Annotated in this window: 17 protein-coding genes; 11 read left to right on the forward strand and 6 right to left on the reverse strand. The window is 75.4% G+C overall.

The window, feature by feature from the left end; all coding sequences use genetic code 11:
• Positions 1–112 precede the first annotated feature (112 nt).
• The 3 genes from H6H00_RS29360 to H6H00_RS29370 form a co-directional block, all read right to left on the reverse strand.
• Positions 113–844 carry an alpha/beta fold hydrolase gene (locus H6H00_RS29360; protein ID WP_185718860.1) on the reverse strand — a complete coding sequence of 244 codons (732 nt, stop codon included), beginning with the start codon at positions 842–844 and terminating at the stop codon, positions 113–115.
• Between the two features lie 389 nt (positions 845–1,233).
• Complete coding sequence (locus H6H00_RS32710) at positions 1,234–2,451, reverse strand: sensor histidine kinase (RefSeq protein ID WP_185718861.1); 1,218 nt, start codon at positions 2,449–2,451, stop codon at positions 1,234–1,236.
• Positions 2,448–3,116: a response regulator transcription factor gene (locus H6H00_RS29370; RefSeq protein ID WP_221775717.1), complete on the reverse strand. Its 669-nt coding sequence runs from the start codon at positions 3,114–3,116 to the stop codon at positions 2,448–2,450. The genes H6H00_RS32710 and H6H00_RS29370 overlap by 4 nt, the downstream gene beginning before the upstream one ends.
• A 110-nt stretch (positions 3,117–3,226) precedes the next feature.
• On the opposite strand from H6H00_RS29370, the gene H6H00_RS29375 reads away from it, so the two are divergent.
• Entirely contained in the window at positions 3,227–3,670 is a 444-nt protein-coding gene (locus tag H6H00_RS29375; protein WP_185718862.1) for a hypothetical protein, read from the forward strand.
• Positions 3,671–3,753: 83 nt separating this feature from the next.
• The gene (locus H6H00_RS29380; protein ID WP_185718863.1) at positions 3,754–4,665 is read left to right on the forward strand and encodes an NAD-dependent epimerase/dehydratase family protein; all 912 of its coding nucleotides are present in this window, start codon (positions 3,754–3,756) and stop codon (positions 4,663–4,665) included.
• Positions 4,666–4,684: 19 nt separating this feature from the next.
• Here the strand turns inward: H6H00_RS29380 and H6H00_RS29385 are convergent, their stop codons facing one another.
• Positions 4,685–5,122 (reverse strand): VOC family protein, encoded by a 438-nt coding sequence (locus H6H00_RS29385; RefSeq protein WP_185718864.1) that lies wholly within the window; start codon positions 5,120–5,122, stop codon positions 4,685–4,687.
• 86 nt (positions 5,123–5,208) lie between these two features.
• Entirely contained in the window at positions 5,209–5,787 is a 579-nt protein-coding gene (locus H6H00_RS29390; RefSeq protein ID WP_185718865.1) for a TetR/AcrR family transcriptional regulator, read from the reverse strand.
• An 88-nt stretch (positions 5,788–5,875) separates the two neighbouring features.
• Here H6H00_RS29390 and H6H00_RS29395 point away from each other — a divergent pair, with 88 nt between their 5' ends.
• The 5 genes from H6H00_RS29395 (at position 5,876) to H6H00_RS29415 (ending at position 9,113) form a co-directional block, all read left to right on the forward strand.
• Positions 5,876–6,322 (forward strand): anthrone oxygenase family protein, encoded by a 447-nt coding sequence (locus tag H6H00_RS29395; protein WP_185718866.1) that lies wholly within the window; start codon positions 5,876–5,878, stop codon positions 6,320–6,322.
• A gap of 95 nt (positions 6,323–6,417) precedes the next feature.
• Positions 6,418–7,230, forward strand: coding sequence for a DUF4397 domain-containing protein (locus H6H00_RS29400; RefSeq protein ID WP_185718867.1), 813 nt, complete (start codon positions 6,418–6,420; stop codon positions 7,228–7,230).
• Between the two features lie 65 nt (positions 7,231–7,295).
• Positions 7,296–7,862 carry a class F sortase gene (locus H6H00_RS29405; RefSeq protein ID WP_185718868.1) on the forward strand — a complete coding sequence of 189 codons (567 nt, stop codon included), beginning with the start codon at positions 7,296–7,298 and terminating at the stop codon, positions 7,860–7,862.
• A complete protein-coding gene (locus H6H00_RS29410) occupies positions 7,859–8,431 on the forward strand; it encodes an RNA polymerase sigma factor (protein ID WP_185718869.1) in 573 nt (190 codons plus the stop codon). Before H6H00_RS29405 ends, H6H00_RS29410 begins: the two co-directional genes overlap by 4 nt.
• Positions 8,412–9,113 (forward strand): anti-sigma factor, encoded by a 702-nt coding sequence (locus H6H00_RS29415; RefSeq protein ID WP_185718870.1) that lies wholly within the window; start codon positions 8,412–8,414, stop codon positions 9,111–9,113. The genes H6H00_RS29410 and H6H00_RS29415 overlap by 20 nt, the downstream gene beginning before the upstream one ends.
• Positions 9,114–9,150: 37 nt before the next feature.
• On the opposite strand, the gene H6H00_RS29420 is transcribed toward H6H00_RS29415, so the two are convergent.
• Positions 9,151–10,380 carry an MFS transporter gene (locus tag H6H00_RS29420; protein WP_255425436.1) on the reverse strand — a complete coding sequence of 410 codons (1,230 nt, stop codon included), beginning with the start codon at positions 10,378–10,380 and terminating at the stop codon, positions 9,151–9,153.
• A gap of 156 nt (positions 10,381–10,536) precedes the next feature.
• Between H6H00_RS29420 and H6H00_RS29425 the strand changes: the two genes are divergently transcribed.
• The 4 genes from H6H00_RS29425 to H6H00_RS29440 are packed head-to-tail and all read left to right on the forward strand — an operon-like array spanning position 10,537 to position 14,683.
• Complete coding sequence (locus H6H00_RS29425; RefSeq protein WP_185718871.1) at positions 10,537–12,072, forward strand: ABC transporter substrate-binding protein; 1,536 nt, start codon at positions 10,537–10,539, stop codon at positions 12,070–12,072.
• 2 nt (positions 12,073–12,074) lie between these two features.
• On the forward strand, positions 12,075–13,016 hold the full coding sequence (locus H6H00_RS29430; protein ID WP_185718872.1) for an ABC transporter permease: 942 nt from the start codon (positions 12,075–12,077) through the stop codon (positions 13,014–13,016).
• Complete coding sequence (locus H6H00_RS29435) at positions 13,013–13,831, forward strand: ABC transporter permease (protein WP_185718873.1); 819 nt, start codon at positions 13,013–13,015, stop codon at positions 13,829–13,831. The genes H6H00_RS29430 and H6H00_RS29435 overlap by 4 nt, the downstream gene beginning before the upstream one ends.
• 42 nt (positions 13,832–13,873) lie before the next feature.
• Positions 13,874–14,683 (forward strand): TauD/TfdA family dioxygenase, encoded by an 810-nt coding sequence (locus tag H6H00_RS29440; RefSeq protein WP_185718874.1) that lies wholly within the window; start codon positions 13,874–13,876, stop codon positions 14,681–14,683.
• Positions 14,684–14,686 lie beyond the last annotated feature (3 nt).

Below are 14,686 nucleotides of genomic sequence, written 5' to 3' on the forward strand. Positions count from 1 at the left end.
ACCGACCTGACAGGTGCAGCCACCACGACCGCCCGGGGACGTCACGGCTCGGTGGTGCCGGAGCAGCCCGTCCCGTCGTCGACACCATCCCGCCGCGGGCTCCTCCGGTCCGTCACCCGCCCGCGCGTCCCCACAGCGCCGTCAACGCCGCGGCGAGGCGACGGGGCTCGGCCCGGTGCGGCGCGTCGAGGTGGTGGCGGCCCTCGTAGCGCTCGACGGTGCAGTCGACGAGGACGTGGGGGATCCGCTCGGCCATCCGCTCCCACAGCTCGTTGCTCAGTGATCCGTAGCTGAAGTAGGCCGGTCCCCGGAAGCGGCGTAGATCGTCGACGTCGACGCGGTGGGTGTAGACGGCCGGGAGTGCCACCGCCATGCCCGTCGGCCTCCTGGCCATCTCCGGGTCCTGCGGCAGCGGCAGGGGCGACATCTCGACACCGGGCCGGCCCAACTGCTGCACGAACCACTGCATGCGCTGGTCCTCCGGGACGTCGGAGAACCGCTCGACCGGGAGCGACCCCCGGTCGGCATCGCTGAAGTCCGTGCCCGGCTCGTTGAGCGCCAGGCTGGCGACCCGGTCCGGATGACGGGCGGCGTAGGCCAGGGCGATCGCGGCGCCGATCGAGTGACCGACGAGGTGGAACCGGTCGAACCCGTGGTCCGTCGCGAAACGATCGAGTCCGTCGACCTCCAGGTGGAGCCCGTAGTGCTGCGGTGGCCGGTCAGCGGCGTAGACCTCCAGTTCCTTGGTCACGACCGGCGAGGAGTGCGCGAGCTCCGCCATCAGCGGCGGGTAGTCGATGCGCGCGGGGGCTCCGATCCCGGGAAGGAGGATCACTGCGGTCATCGCTGCTCCTCGCGGCGGTCGCCGCCCCTGCTGCCCTTCTCGAGCTCCGCGGCACGGGTCGACACGGCTCACCTCGCTCCGTCGGGCTCGAGCGTGCGTGCAGGTCGTCGAGCGTCCGGAGCGAGCCGACGCGGAAGTGTGACGCAGGACACTGCGTGCGTCAACGTGCGCCCCTGACCGGACGCCCGCCCCGGCCCACGGGACAGCTGCCGGCGGCACCGAGAACGTCCCGCTCGGCACCCGGCTCGCCGACGCGTTCGCCGTCGTCCACGACCGGCGGCGGGGGCGCGGCGACAGCGGGGACGTCGCGCCGGACGCGGTGCAGCGCGGGGTCGAGGACCTGGCGGCCGTCGTCGGCAGCAACCCCGGTCCGACGTCCACGACGACGGTCACGTCGGTCGGTTCGACGCTGGGGACGTCGGCAGGCTGAGGGTGAAGCGTGCTCCTCGTCCGGGGGCGCCGTCCGCGGTGACGGTGCCGTGGTGGTTGTGGGCGATCTCGCGAACCAGTGCGAGACCGAGTCCGAACCGCCGTGCCGTGCCGTGGTCGCCGTGCCGGGAGCGATCGAACAGCTCGTCGGCCCGCCCGGGGTCGATCCCGATCCCGTCGTCGGCGACGGTCAGCGCGACGGACCCCGCGGTCGCGGTGACGGTGATCCGGACGTGGCCGCCGTCGGGGGTGTGGCCGATCGCGTTGTCGACGAGGGCGAGGATCGCACGGCGCAGAGCGACGGCGTGCCCGTTCACCGGGTGCGGCCCGCCGGGGTCGGGTTCGTGGGTGAGGGTGATGCCGCGGGACGCGGCGTGGGCGGAGGTGCCGGCGACGACGGCGTCGGCGAGGTCGTCGAGGTCGACGACGTGGTCGCGGTCGGGCCGGCGGTCGAGCTCGGCGGCGACGAGGAGGTCGTCGACGACCTCGCCCAGCGCCCGGGTGTCGGTCACGAGGCCGTGCAGACCCGCGGCCAGGTCGGGATCGGCCGACGCCGCGGGACGGGCGGCGAGCATCTGGGCGCGGGTGTAGAGCACGGTGAGCGGTGCGCGCAGCTCGTGGGAGGCGTCGGCGACGAACCGGCGCTGCAGCTCCAGCGCCTCGGCCAGGGGCCGGACGGATCGCCGGGAGAGCAGCGCCGCGGCGGCGAGGGCGGCGGCGAGTCCGGTGGCCTCGGCGAGCAGGACGGCCTGCAGGATCCGGCGCTGGTCGGTGCGCAGGGCGGCGAGGTCGTTCGCGATCACCCATCGGCCGGTCCGGCGGTCACTGGTCCCCAGCCGGAAGGTGCCCTCCGGGGTGTCGACGTCGCGGCGGTCGACGGTGCCGTTCGCAGCGGCGGTGAGTACGGCGACGACACCGGGTGGGGCAGCCGGGGTCACCTCGACGGTCCCGTCGGGCCCGGCGCGGGCGAGGTAGGACCCCGGCGGCGGGTCGGCGACGTCGTCGGCCCGGGCCAGGACCGCGGCGAGCTGGGCGTCGAGGTTCTCGGACTGGTGGTCGTTGACCAGCAGCAGCGCGACCCCGCCGGTCAGCAGCAGCACGGCCGTGGTGCCCGCGGCGATCTGCACCACGCTGCGCCACCACGCCCGGCGCAGCACGGCCCGGTCGTCGCGGGTCACGTCGAGCCCAGCCGGTACCCGAGCCCGTGCACCGTGCTGATCGCCTCGCGGCCCAGCTTGCGCCGCAGGTAGCTGACGTAGGTGTCGACGGCGCCCGGCGTCTCGGCGTCGAACACCCGGTCCAGCAGCTCGTCGCGGGTGAACACCCGTCCCGGACGCGCGGCGAGGACCTCCAGCAGGGCGCACTCCCGCGCGGTCAGCTCGACGGGGTCCGCGGGCCCGTCGTCGTCGAGGACGCGGCGGGCGGCGACATCGAGCCGCCGACGCCCGAGTGGCAGCGAGTCGGCCCGGTCGGCGTGGCGGCGCAGCAGGGCCCGCACCCGGGCGAGCAGCTCGGGCACCTCGAACGGCTTGACCAGGTAGTCCTCGGCACCCGCGTCGAGCCCCTCCACCCGGTCGCGCAGCGTCCCCCGCGCGGTGAGCACCAGCACCGGGACCCCCACCCCGCGCGACCGCAGCCGGCCCACCAGGTCGACGCCCTCGATCCCGGGCAGCCCGCGATCGATCACCAGCACGTCGAAGCGGCGGGTGAGCGCCGCGTGCAGCCCGGCCTGCCCGTCGTGGGCCAGCTCGACGGCGAACCCCTGGGCCGTCAGCAGCTGGTCGAGCAGACCCGCCAGCGTGCGGTCGTCCTCGACGAGGAGAACCCGCGGTGTCGTGTCCACGGCACCAGTCTCCACCGCCACTCCCAGAACCCTCACAGAACCGGTCGACAGGCTCGGTCACGACGAGGGGCCCGGTCCGGGCCCCTGCTCCCGACCGGAAGAGGAACCCCGTGAACCGTCCTGCCACCACCGACCGCCCGCGCACCGCATCGACCCTCACCGCGGTCGCGGGGGCGGCGCTCGCCCTCGCCGTCACCGTCGTCCACGTGCTCGACCAGGGCGGGCCGACCGCGCTGAAGGACCCCGCGTACCTCGGCTACGGCTACTGGCTCCTCGAGCTCGCCGGCCTCGCCTGCGCGGTCCTGATCCTGGCCCGCTCCCGGGCGGGGTGGCTGCTCGCGATCGGCGTCGCCGCCGGTCCGCTGCTCGGCATCGTCGTCAGCCGCAGCGTCGGCCTGCCCGACGCCACCGACGACATCGGCAACTGGGCCGAGCCCCTCGGCGTGCTCTCCATGCTGGTCGAGGCGGCGCTGCTCGTCCTCGCCGTCGCGGTCCTGAGCCGGGCACCGCACCGTCGCCGAGCCCACTCGGGCTCGACCCGGACGACCCCGTGATCACCGCGTTCACCGCGAACCCCGTGGACCCACCCCGTCAGCCGGACATGCCCGGGCGTGCGAGGGGTGCTTGACTCGCCCCCATGAGGATCTTCTTCACCGGCGGCAGCGGCAAGGCCGGGCACCACGTCGCGCCCTACCTCGCCTCCCACGGCCACCAGGTCACCAACGCCGACCTCACCCCGCTCGGTCACGGCGACGTCACCGACCTGCGGGTGGACCTCACCGACGCGGGCGAGGTCTACTCGGCGCTGGCCGGCGTCCCGACCCAGGACGACTTCGACGACCCCCGCCCCGAGCCCTACGGCGGATCGGCCTACGACGCGGTCGTCCACTTCGCCGCGGTCCCCCGCCCGCTGCTGACCTCCGACCAGGCCACCTACGCCACCAACGTCCTCGCGCACTACAACGTCCTGGAGGCCGCCACCGCCCTGGGCGTCCGCAAGATCGTGTTCGCCTCCTCGGAGACCACCTACGGCGTCTGCTTCGGGCGCGGCGACCGCAAGCCCCTCTACGTCCCGGTCGACGAGGAGCACCCGGTCGTCCCCGAGGACTCCTACGCCATGTCGAAGGTCGCGGGCGAGGTGACCGCGCGGTCCTTCCACGCCCGCACCGGCGCCGACGTCTACGGCCTGCGCATCAACAACGTCATCGAGCCCCACGAGTACACCGAGCTCTTCCCGGCCTTCCTCGACGACCCCGCGCTGCGCAGGCGCAACCTGTTCGCCTACATCGACACCCGCGACCTGGGGCAGCTGACGCTGCGCTGCCTGGAGACCGACGGGCTCGGCTACGAGGTCTTCAACGTCGCGAACGCCGACATGTCGGTCGCCGCCACCACCGGAGAGATCATCGAGCGCTTCTACGACGGGGTCGAGGTGCGCCGCCCGATGGGCCGCGACGAGACCTTCTACTCCATCGACAAGGCCCGCCGGCTGCTCGGCTACGAGCCGCAGCACTCCTGGCGCGACGTGCTGCCCGACCCGGGAGCCTGACGGCACCCACGGTCCCGGGTCAGCCCGTCCGGCCCGCACCGGGGTCGGTGTCGGTCGCCGACTCCGCCGTGACCATCCACAGGTGCCCGTCGGGATCGGCGAACACGGCCGCGTACCCCCACGCCTGCGCCGCCGGGGCGGTGACGACCGCCGCACCGGCCCGCTGTGCGGCACCGACCAGCTCGTCGACGCCCGCCTCGGTCGCGGCGCTCAGGGAGAGCAGGCACTCACCGCCCCCCTCGTGGACCGCCCGACCACCGATGACCCAGCCGAACCCGCCCGTCGGGACGAGCATGAGCCGCAGTCCCTCGTTGAGGACGAACTGGAGCGGCTCCGGTACGCCGTCGTCGGCCGGCTCCCCGACGGGCTCGAGACCCAGGCCGTGCCGGTAGAAGTCGAACGACCGCCGTCGGTCGGCGGTCGGGAGAGCCACGACGACGGAGGAGGTGACGGGCATGGGGTGCCCCTTTCGACGGAGGACCGGACCCCCGTAGGACGTCCGCCGGGCTGCGGAGTGATCGGTACCGGCGGGGCCGCCCGGGATCAGACGGCGGCGAGCCGGTGCACCAGCAGGTCGACCCTGCGCCCGGCGTCTCCCGGCAGCAACCGCCCCGCCCGGGTCAGGGTGGCCAGCCCGTGCAGGGACGCCCAGAACACCTCGGTGAACAGTCCGGGTGGGACGCCGTCCCCCGCCACTCCCCCCAGGCCGTCCAGCAGCACCGCGAAGGCGTTCTTCAGCGGCTCCGGGGAGTCGTCGTCCGCGAACGTCAGGCCACCGTCGAGGTGGAACATGGCGTCGTAGACCGCCGGGTTGCGCTCGGCGAAGTCGAGGTAGGTGCGGGCGAGGGCGGCGACCCGGGCGCGGGGGTCGTCCACGGCCGAGGTCGCGGCCCGCAGCGCCGCGGCCATCTCCGTCGCCCCCTCCAGGGCGACCGCGCCGATGATCTCGCGCTTGCCGCGGAAGTGGCTGTAGAGGACGGGCTGGCTGTACTCGATGCGCTCGGCCAGCCGTCGCGTGGTGACCGCGTCCCAGCCCTGCTGCTCGGCGAGCTCACGAGCCGTCGCCACGATGAGGCGCTCGCGGTCCGCCTGCTCGCGCTGCTTGCGCTCCTGCACCGACACGCCCCGACTCTAGCACTGCTAGACAACCGGTCAGCACTAGAGCTAGCGTTGGCACGTCACCTAGCAGTGCTAGTTCCTGGAGGTAGCCGTGCTCGACGCGCTCGAGGTCGTCACCGTCGTGGTCGTCGGCCTGATGGTGGGAGTGGAGCTCTCCGTCGCCGTCGTCGTCAACCCGATCCTCGACGGACTCCCCGACGACAGCGCCCAGCTCGGGCGCGCCCACGGGGGCCGGATGCTCGGCGCCCTCATGCCGTTCTGGTACGTCGGCTCGCTCGTCCTGAGCACCGCGTGGGCCGTCGCCGCGTGGCAGGTGCCCGGCACCCACCTCGTCGTGGTGGCCGTCGCACTGCTGATCGTGAGCGTGATCATGTCGCTCGTGCTGCTGGTCCCGATCAACGACCGGGGCCGGACGTGGACGGCCGAGACCCGGCCGGCGGACTGGAAGGAGCAGATGAACCGCTGGGACCGCTACCACCACGTCCGCGTCGGTGTCATCACGGCCGCCTTCGCCCTGCTGGCCACCGCCCTCGCCTGACGCCGTCGACGACATCACGCCGGGTGCATCCAGGACGGGTCGACGGGCGGTAGTCCCGTGTGCAAGCTCCCCTCCGCCGATCCAGAGGACCATCCATGCGCAAGCTCACGCTCGCCGCCTGCGGGGTCGCCGCCGCCGTGGCGACGACCCTGGCCGTGGCTCCCGCCGCGTCCGCCCAGGACACCGGCACCGTCTACGTCGTCCACGGCATCCCGGACACGCCCGTGGACGTCTACGTCGACGGCACCCGCGCCCTCGACGACTTCCAGCCCGGCACGAACGCCGGCCCGGTGGACCTGCCCGCGGGCAGCCGCGAGGTGGCGGTCTTCCCGGCCGACGCCGCCGACGGCTCCGGCGAGCCGCTGCTGTCGGCGACCGCGGACCTGCCCGCAGGCGGGAACGTCACGCTCGTCGCCCACCTGTCCGAGAGCGGCGACCCGACCGTCACCCCGTTCGTCAACGACGTCTCCTCGGTGCCCGCCGGGCAGGCCCGCCTGGTCGTGCGGCACACCGCCGCCGCGCCCGCCGTGGACGTGCTCGCCGGCGGCTCGCCGGTCGTGTCCGGGCTCACCAACCCGGACCAGGAGGCGCTGGAGGTCCCCGCGGGCACCGTGTCCGCCGCGGTGGCCGCCGCCGGGACCACCGACCCCGTGATCGGCCCGGCCGATCTCGACCTCGCCGAGGGCACCGCGACCTTCGTGCACGCCATCGGCTCGCTGGAGGCCGGGAACCTCGACCTCGTCGTGTTCACCGTCGACGGGCTGCACAGCGCGCCGTCCGGCGTGCCGTCCGGTGCGCCGTCGGGCGCCCCGTCCGGGTCCGGCCTGCCCGCGTGGGCGCTGCTGCTGGGCATCGGCGGCGCGGCCGTCGTGGGCGTGGGCGCCCGCGTCGCCGCGGCACGGCGCTGACCCCGCCCGATCCGCGCCGCGGTCGCGGCCCGCGGCGACCGGCGCTGCTGCCGGTCGTCGCGGTCGTGCTGGCCCTGGCCGGGTGCGGCGGCGCGCCCGGCCCCGTCGCGACCCCGGTCGCGGACCGGCCGCCCCCGTCGTCGGCGGTGGCGTCCGAGCCCGGTGATCGTGTCGCGGGCCCGTCCCGGGTGCGGTTGGCTTCCCTCGACGTGGACGCCGAGGTCGTCGACGTCGGCGTGGACGACCGGGGCGAGATGGAGGTGCCGCAGGACGTGTCGACCGTCGGCTGGTACCGCTTCGGGCCGGGACCGGGTGCGTCGTCCGGCTCCGCCGTGCTGTCCGGGCACGTCGACGACCGGGTTCAGGGCCGGGGGGCGTTCTACCGCCTCGGCGAGCTCTCCCCCGGCGACCCCGTGCAGGTCGAGCTGACCGACGGCACCGTCACCGCGTACGTCGTCGACCGGGTCCGGCGCATCGCCAAGGAGGAGCTGCCCGTCGAGGAGCTGTTCGCCCGCGACGGCGCGCCGGTGCTCACGCTGGTGACCTGCGGCGGCGACTTCGACCGCGAGGCCCGCTCGTACCGCGAGAACGTGGTGGTCACCGCGACACCCTCGGGTGACGGCGCGGCATGACCGACGAGCCCGACCGGGCCCTGGCCAGGAGGTTCCTGGCCGGGGACCCGGCCGCGCTCCGCGAACTGTGGGACCTCCACGGCCGCACGGTGTACGGCTTCGCGCTGCGCTGCCTGCGCAGCCACCACGACGCCGAGGACGTCACCCAGCAGGTGTTCGTCCGCGCCTGGCGCAGCCGCAGCACCTACGATCCGGGGCTGGGCCGACCGGGTGCCTGGCTGATGGGCATCACCCGCCGCCAGGTGGCCGACCGGCTCACGGCCCGGACCCGCGACCACGAGGTCATGAACCGGGCCGCCAGGGCCGGCGTCGACCTCGCCGGCTCCCACGGACACCCCCGGGGTGTTCCGGACCGGGTGGTGGAGGCGGTGGTGGTGGCCGACGAACTGAACCGGTTGCCCCCGAAGCAGCGAACGGTGGTGCGACTGGCCTTCTTCGACGACCTGACGCACCAGCAGATCGCGACGCTGACCGGGCTCCCGCTCGGCACGGTCAAGAGCCATCTCCGGCGCGGGCTGGAACGGTTGCGACAACGGTGGGAGGTCGACGGTGTGGCACCCCGATCCTGACCAGCTCGCGCTCGCCGCGCTGCCCGCCGAGCCCCGTGACGACGCCGTCGAGCAGCACCTCGACGCGTGCTCGCTGTGCCGCGGCCACGTGGAGTCGCTGCGCCGCACCGTCGACCTCGCCGTGGCGGGCGCCGCCGACGGCAGCGAGTACGGCGACCCGCCCGAGCACGTCTGGGCCGCGATCACCGGCGAGCTGCACGTCCCCGCCGGCCCGGTCCCGGCGCCGCCGCGCGTGCCGTTCCTGCGCCGGGCGGCCCTGCCCGCCGCCGCCGCGCTGGTGGCACTGGTCGTGGGCCTCGGCCTGGGCTGGACGACCGGGTCCGCACCGCCGCAGCCGGCGCGGCTCGCCGCGCTCGGCCCCGTGGACGCGGCCGAGCCGGGGGCCGCCGGCACGGTCGGCATCGCCGACGACCGCGGGCTGCGCGTGGTCGTCGTCCGCGTCGAGGACACCGCGCTCCCGGCGGGGAGCGACTACCTCGAGGCCTGGCTGATGGACGCCTCGGGCGGCGGGCTGGTGTCGCTGGGGGCCCTGTCCCCCGACGGCGCCGGCTTCCGCGGGGAGTTCAGCGTCCCGCCGGACCTGCCGACCGCCGCGTTCTCGACGGTCGACGTGTCCGCGGAGCGATGGGACGGCGACGAGCGGCACTCCCGGGTCAGCCTGCTGCGCGGCGAGCTGGGCTGAGCTCGGGCGCGCCCCAGCGCGTGCCCGAGCAGACGGATCAGGAGTGCAGCGCCCCGCGCCGGGCCAGCGCGCCGATCACCGCCGCACCGACGAGCGGGACGGCGGCCAGCACGAGCCAGGCCGTCACCGCGGGGGCGACCGCGTCGTCGAGGAGGGTGCCGACCGCCGTGCTGCCGACGAGCACGGCGAGCCCGCCCGCCGACGACAGCACCCCGAAGTACGCCCCGAGCCGCCGCTCGGCCGCGAGGACCGGCACCAGCGCCTGGGCGACGGGACCGGCCAGCATCTGCCCGGCGGTCAGCAGCACGACGAACCCGACGGCCGGCCACGGCCCGGCCGGCGCGGCCGGCAGAGCGGCCGCGACGAGCAGGAAGGCGGCCGACATCAGGCCGAAGCCGAGCAGGATCGGCGTCCCGACGCGGCGGCGGCGGGCCCACCGGGTGGTGGGCACCTGTCCGAGGATCACCATCACCGCGGCCAGCGCGAAGAGCCACCCCAGCGCGCCCTGCCCGCCGGTGCCCCGCTCCAGCTCGACCGGCAGGGCCAGGTAGAGCTGGTTGTAGCAGAGCAGGTAGGCCGAGTAGCCGGCCGCGAAGACGAGGAAGCGCCGGTTGCGCACCACCTCCGCCCATCCGGCGAACACCGGCTCGTCGGCGTGCGCGGCGGGGCGGGGCGGCAGCCACCGCAGGTGGGCGAGCCCGATCAGCACGAACGCCGCGGCGGCCACCGCGCAGGCCAGCCCGAAGTCGACGAGGAGCAGGCCGGCGCCCACCAGCGGCCCGACGACCGTGCCGACCTGACCGCTGACGGCGAACATCGCGAACACGTCGGCCCGCGTCGGGCCGCCGGGCGGCAGCTCCCCGGCCTCCCGCGCCAGCGCGGACTCCACGGCCGGGGAGAACAGCGCCGCGGCGAAGCCGGTGAGCAGCGCTCCGGCCAGCACCCCCGGCAGGGAGGTCGCCACGCCGAGCAGCACGAACCCGACCACCCGCAGCGCGCACCCGGCGAGGATCACCGGCTTCGCCCCCCACCTGTCGGCCAGGGTCCCGCCGACCACGAACAGGCCCTGCTGGCTGAAGGTGCGCAGCCCGAGGACGAGCCCGACCAGCCCGCCGGCGAGCGCGAGGTCGGTCGCGAGGTGCACCGCGAGGTAGGGCACCACCATGAAGAAGCCGACGTTGAACGCCAGCTGCGTGCCCACCAGCAGGCGCATCACGGGCGGCAGCGCACCGAACGCCGTCCCCGGACGGTCTCCCTCGCCGACCACAGTCACCACTCATTCGCATCTACGCATCTCTGCGACAACCTGTCGTGTGCTGGTGCAGAGTAGGTCGCACAAGCGTTGACACCCGGTCCGGCGTGATCACACAATCCGCCGACCCCGATCCGCCGCACCCGACGGCATCCGCGAGAGGCAGGCCCCGTGCACCCCGCACCGACCCGATCCCGGGCAGTCGTACTGGCCCTCCTGGCCTGCCTGGTGACCGCCTGCGGAGCCGGGACGGCCCCGCAGGCGGGCGTTGCCGTCCCGGACGGCGTGGTGACGATCGGCCTGCAGTTCGCGCCGCGCTCCGGTTTCGCCGTCGACACCGACGACGCGTTCGTCCTCACCCAGCTCGGCGCCGTCGAGACGCTCGTGGCCGTCGACGGCGAGCGCCGCCCGCAGCCCGGTCTCGCGACGGAGTGGACCCAGGTCGAGCCCACCACCTGGCGCTTCACGCTGCGGCCGGGGGTGACCTTCCACGACGGGACCCCGCTGACCGCGGACGCCGTGGTGGGCGCGCTGCGCTACGTCGCCGGGGTCGCCGCGCCGCCGCGGGCGATCGCGGGCGCGGCGCTGACCGCCGAGGCCGACGGCGACGCCGTGCTGGTGCGGACCGCGGCCCCCGACCCGATCCTGCCGCTGCGGCTGAGCGCACCGGGCACCGCGATCCTCGCGCCGTCCGCCTACGCGGGCGACGGGCCGCCCTCGGTCGTCGGCACGGGCACCGGGCTGCTGCGGATCACCGAGGCGGACGCGGCGCAGGGCGTCACCCTCGAGCGCTTCGACGGGTACTGGGGCGAGCGGGCCGGGGTGGCCTCGGTCGTCGCGCGCTTCCTCCCCGACCCGACGGCCCGGGCGCTGGCGTTCCGCGCCGGCGACGTCGACGTCGTGCTCGGCCTCCCCGAGCCCGCCGTGCTGGAGCTGCAGTCCACCCCGGACGTCGAGGTGCAGACGGTCCCGACCCCGCGGACCGCGAGCCTGTACCTCAACGCGTCCGCGCCGCCGTTCGCCGACGTCCGCGTCCGGCGGGCCGTGGCGCTCGCCGTCGACCGCACCGCGCTCGCCGAGCAGGCGCTCGCCGGGTCCGGGCTGCCCGCCTCGGAGGTGTTCGGTCCGGCGGTGCCGTGGGGCGGCACCGGCCCGGTCCCGGCCGCCGACCCGGCCGCGGCCGCCGACCTCCTCGCCCAGGCCGGCTACGGACCGGACAACCCGCTGACGGTGCGGCTGTGGACCTACGCGAACCGGCCGGAGCTCCCGACGCTGGCCACGGCCGTGCAGGCGATGCTGGCCGGGGCCGGGATCACCGCGGAGATCCGGATCGGCGAGTACGCGGCCCAGGAACCCGAGCTGCTGGCCGGCCGCTACGACATGATGGTGCTGTCCCGCAACCTGCTCACCGACCTGCCGGACGCCGCGGGCGTGCTGACCAGCGACTACACGTGCTCGGGCTCCTACAACCTCAACCGGTACTGCTCCCCGGAGTTCGACGCGCTGGTCGCCGGTCTGGTGGACCTGCCCGATCCCGCGGCCCGTCAGGACGTGTTCGCCCGGGCGGCGCAGCTGCTCGAGGCCGACACGGCCGGCGTCCCGCTGGTCCACACCGTGGACACCTCGGCGACCCGGGGGGTCACCGGGTTCGTGCCCGACCCGGCCAACCGGGTGCTGGTCACCTCGGAGCTGGCCCGAACGGGCTGAGGATGCCGGGAACGCTCGGCAGGCGACTGCTCCCGCTGCCCCTGGTCCTCCTGGGCGCGTCGGCTCTGGTGTTCCTGCTGCCGCGCGCCTCCGGGCTCGACACCACCCGCACCGTCCTGCGCTCACGGATCGCCGACTCGGCCCCCGACCCGGCCGCCGCGGAGCGAGTGAGCAGGGAGCTCGGCCTCGACGGCCCGCTGTGGCAGCAGTACCTGCTCTGGCTGGGCTCCGCCCTGCGCGGGGACCTCGGCCTGTCCTTCTCCACCCGCACCGCCGTGGTCCCGCAGCTCGTCGCGGCGCTGGGCGTGTCGACCCTGCTCACGGCGTCCGCCCTGCTCCTGGCCGGCCTCGTCGGCATCCCGGCCGGTGTCACCGCGGCCCGGCGGCCGGGGGGCCCGGTCGACCGGGCCGTGACCACGCTCTCGGTGCTCGGTGCGGCGGTGCCCGAGTTCATCCTCGCCCCGCTGCTGGTGCTGGTGTTCGCCGTCGCGCTCCCGCTCCTGCCCGCCGCGGGGTGGGGCGGCCCGGCGGCGGCGGTGCTCCCCGTCGTCACGCTCGCGCTGTTCCCCGCGGCGCTGGCCGCCCAGCTGACCCGCGCCGAGACCGCCGACGTGCTGGGCACCCTGCACATCGCCGCGGCCCGGGCCAGGGGCCTGTCCGAGCGGCGGCTGCTCTGGGTGCACGCCGCCCGCCGCTCCCTGACCTCGGTGACGGCGCTGTCGGGCATGTTCTTCGCCGGCCTGCTCGGGGGGTCGGTCGTCGTGGAGGTGGTCTTCGCGGTGCCCGGGCTCGGCCGGCTGCTCTACGACGCCGTGCTCGCCCAGGACCTGCCGGTGGTGCAGGGCGGGCTGCTCGCGCTGGTCACGATCGCGGTCCTCACGACGGTCGGCGCCGAGGTCGTCCAGTTCGCGCTCGACCCCCTCGCCCGCCGGGCCGCCCGGTGACCCGCGACCGCCTGCCCGCGGTGGCGCTGGGGACCCTCGCCGTCGTGCTGCTGGTGGCGGCGCTGCTGCCGCTCGACGCGGTGGGCAACGACCTCGCGAACCGGTTCGCCCCGCCGTCGCCCGCCCACCCGCTGGGCACCGACCAGCTCGGCCGCGACGTGCTGGCCCGGCTGGCCGCAGGCACCCGCCTGTCCGTGGGGTTCACCGTGGTGGCCGTGGCGCTGTGCGCCGGGATCGGCACGGCGCTCGGCATGCTGGCCGGGTTCCGCGGCGGCATCGCGGCGCAGACGCTGACCCGCGTCGTCGACGTGCTGGTCGCCGTGCCGTCGATCCTGCTCGCACTCGTGCTCACCGCGCTGCTCTCCCCCGGCACGACGACCCTGCTGATCGCCGTCACGCTGACCGGCTGGACCCCGTTCGCCAGGCTCGCGCTCGGCCTCACCGTCCGCGAGGCGGGCACCGACTACGTGCGCAGCGCGACCGCGCTGGGCGCCGGGTCCGGGCGCATCGTGTTCCGGCACATCCTGCCGAACGCCGTGCGGCCCCTCGCCGCGCACGCGTTCCTGCGGTTCGCCGCGACCCTGCTGACCGTCGCGGGCCTGTCGTTCCTCGGGCTGGGGCCGCAGCCGCCGACGGCGGAGTGGGGGGCGATGCTCGACGACGCCCGCCCCTACCTGTTCGTGCGGCCGGGCCTGGTCCTGGCCCCCGCCGCGGCGATCGTGGGCGTCGCGTTCGTCGTCACGCTGGCCGGCCGGGCCCTCGAGCGCCGCTGGGGCGAACCGGACGTCTTCCGTCGGCCCCGCAACTCCCCATAGTCTGCATGTGCAGATGATGGGCAACAACGCGATGGAGGCGTCATGGCGACGACCGACGAGCAGGGCCGCAGGCGCGGCACCGTCCGACCCGAGCTCAAGGAGCTGCTGGCCCCGCTCGGCGTGACCCCGGCCCGGGTCGACGACGCCGACGCCCGCGCCGTGCTCGAGCGGGACGGGGCCGTCGTCCTCCGCGATCGCGGGAGCGACCCGGAGGAGCTGGTCACCGCAGCCGCCCGGCTGCTCGGCGGCCGGCTGCGGGAGCTGTTCGGGATCCGGCGGCAGCACGGCGTCGACTCCCCCGCGCTGACGCTGCACAGCGACGGGGCCACCGTCACCGTCGACGTCCACGGCCGTGCGGTCCGGCTGCGCGACCCCGACGAGGACTACCTGCTCATGCTCTGCACCCGCCCTGCCCCGCGGGGCGGCGACTCCGTGCTCATCGACGGCTACGCGCTGGTCGACGTGCTGCGCGAGGCCCGGCCGGAGCTGCACGAGTTCCTCACCACCTGCGACGTCGACTTCTTCGGCGGCTGGACGGACCGGCCGCACTCCGTGCCGCTCACCCCGCTGGTCCGCGGCCTGGTGGAGCACACCCGGCGCGGCAGGCGCGCGGTCCGGGCAGGCGACTTCGCCCTGCCCGTCCCGCGCGAGCCGCGGTGGGACGCCCACCTCGCCCACCTCGACGAGTACGCCGACGTGCTCGCCACCGCGCAGGAGTGCGCCGCGCGGTTCCGGCTCGAGGCGGGCGAGCTGCTCGTGCTGGACAACTACCGCTTCGTGCACGGCCGCGACGCGTTCGCGGGCGAGCGCACGATGCACGTCATGACGGTCCGGACCACCGGCGCCTTCTGAACC

The organism is Pseudonocardia petroleophila, assembly GCF_014235185.1.
In the GTDB taxonomy this organism is placed as follows: domain Bacteria; phylum Actinomycetota; class Actinomycetes; order Mycobacteriales; family Pseudonocardiaceae; genus Pseudonocardia; species Pseudonocardia petroleophila.

Coding starts and splice junctions, on each gene's coding strand:
- H6H00_RS29360 (WP_185718860.1), bottom strand. CDS start 844: ATGACCGCAGTGATCCTCCTTCCCGGGATCGGAGCCCCCGCGCGCATC.
- H6H00_RS29380 (WP_185718863.1), top strand. CDS start 3,754: ATGAGGATCTTCTTCACCGGCGGCAGCGGCAAGGCCGGGCACCACGTC.
- H6H00_RS29385 (WP_185718864.1), bottom strand. CDS start 5,122: ATGCCCGTCACCTCCTCCGTCGTCGTGGCTCTCCCGACCGCCGACCGA.
- H6H00_RS29400 (WP_185718867.1), top strand. CDS start 6,418: ATGCGCAAGCTCACGCTCGCCGCCTGCGGGGTCGCCGCCGCCGTGGCG.
- H6H00_RS29410 (WP_185718869.1), top strand. CDS start 7,859: ATGACCGACGAGCCCGACCGGGCCCTGGCCAGGAGGTTCCTGGCCGGG.
- H6H00_RS29430 (WP_185718872.1), top strand. CDS start 12,075: ATGCCGGGAACGCTCGGCAGGCGACTGCTCCCGCTGCCCCTGGTCCTC.
- H6H00_RS29440 (WP_185718874.1), top strand. CDS start 13,874: ATGGCGACGACCGACGAGCAGGGCCGCAGGCGCGGCACCGTCCGACCC.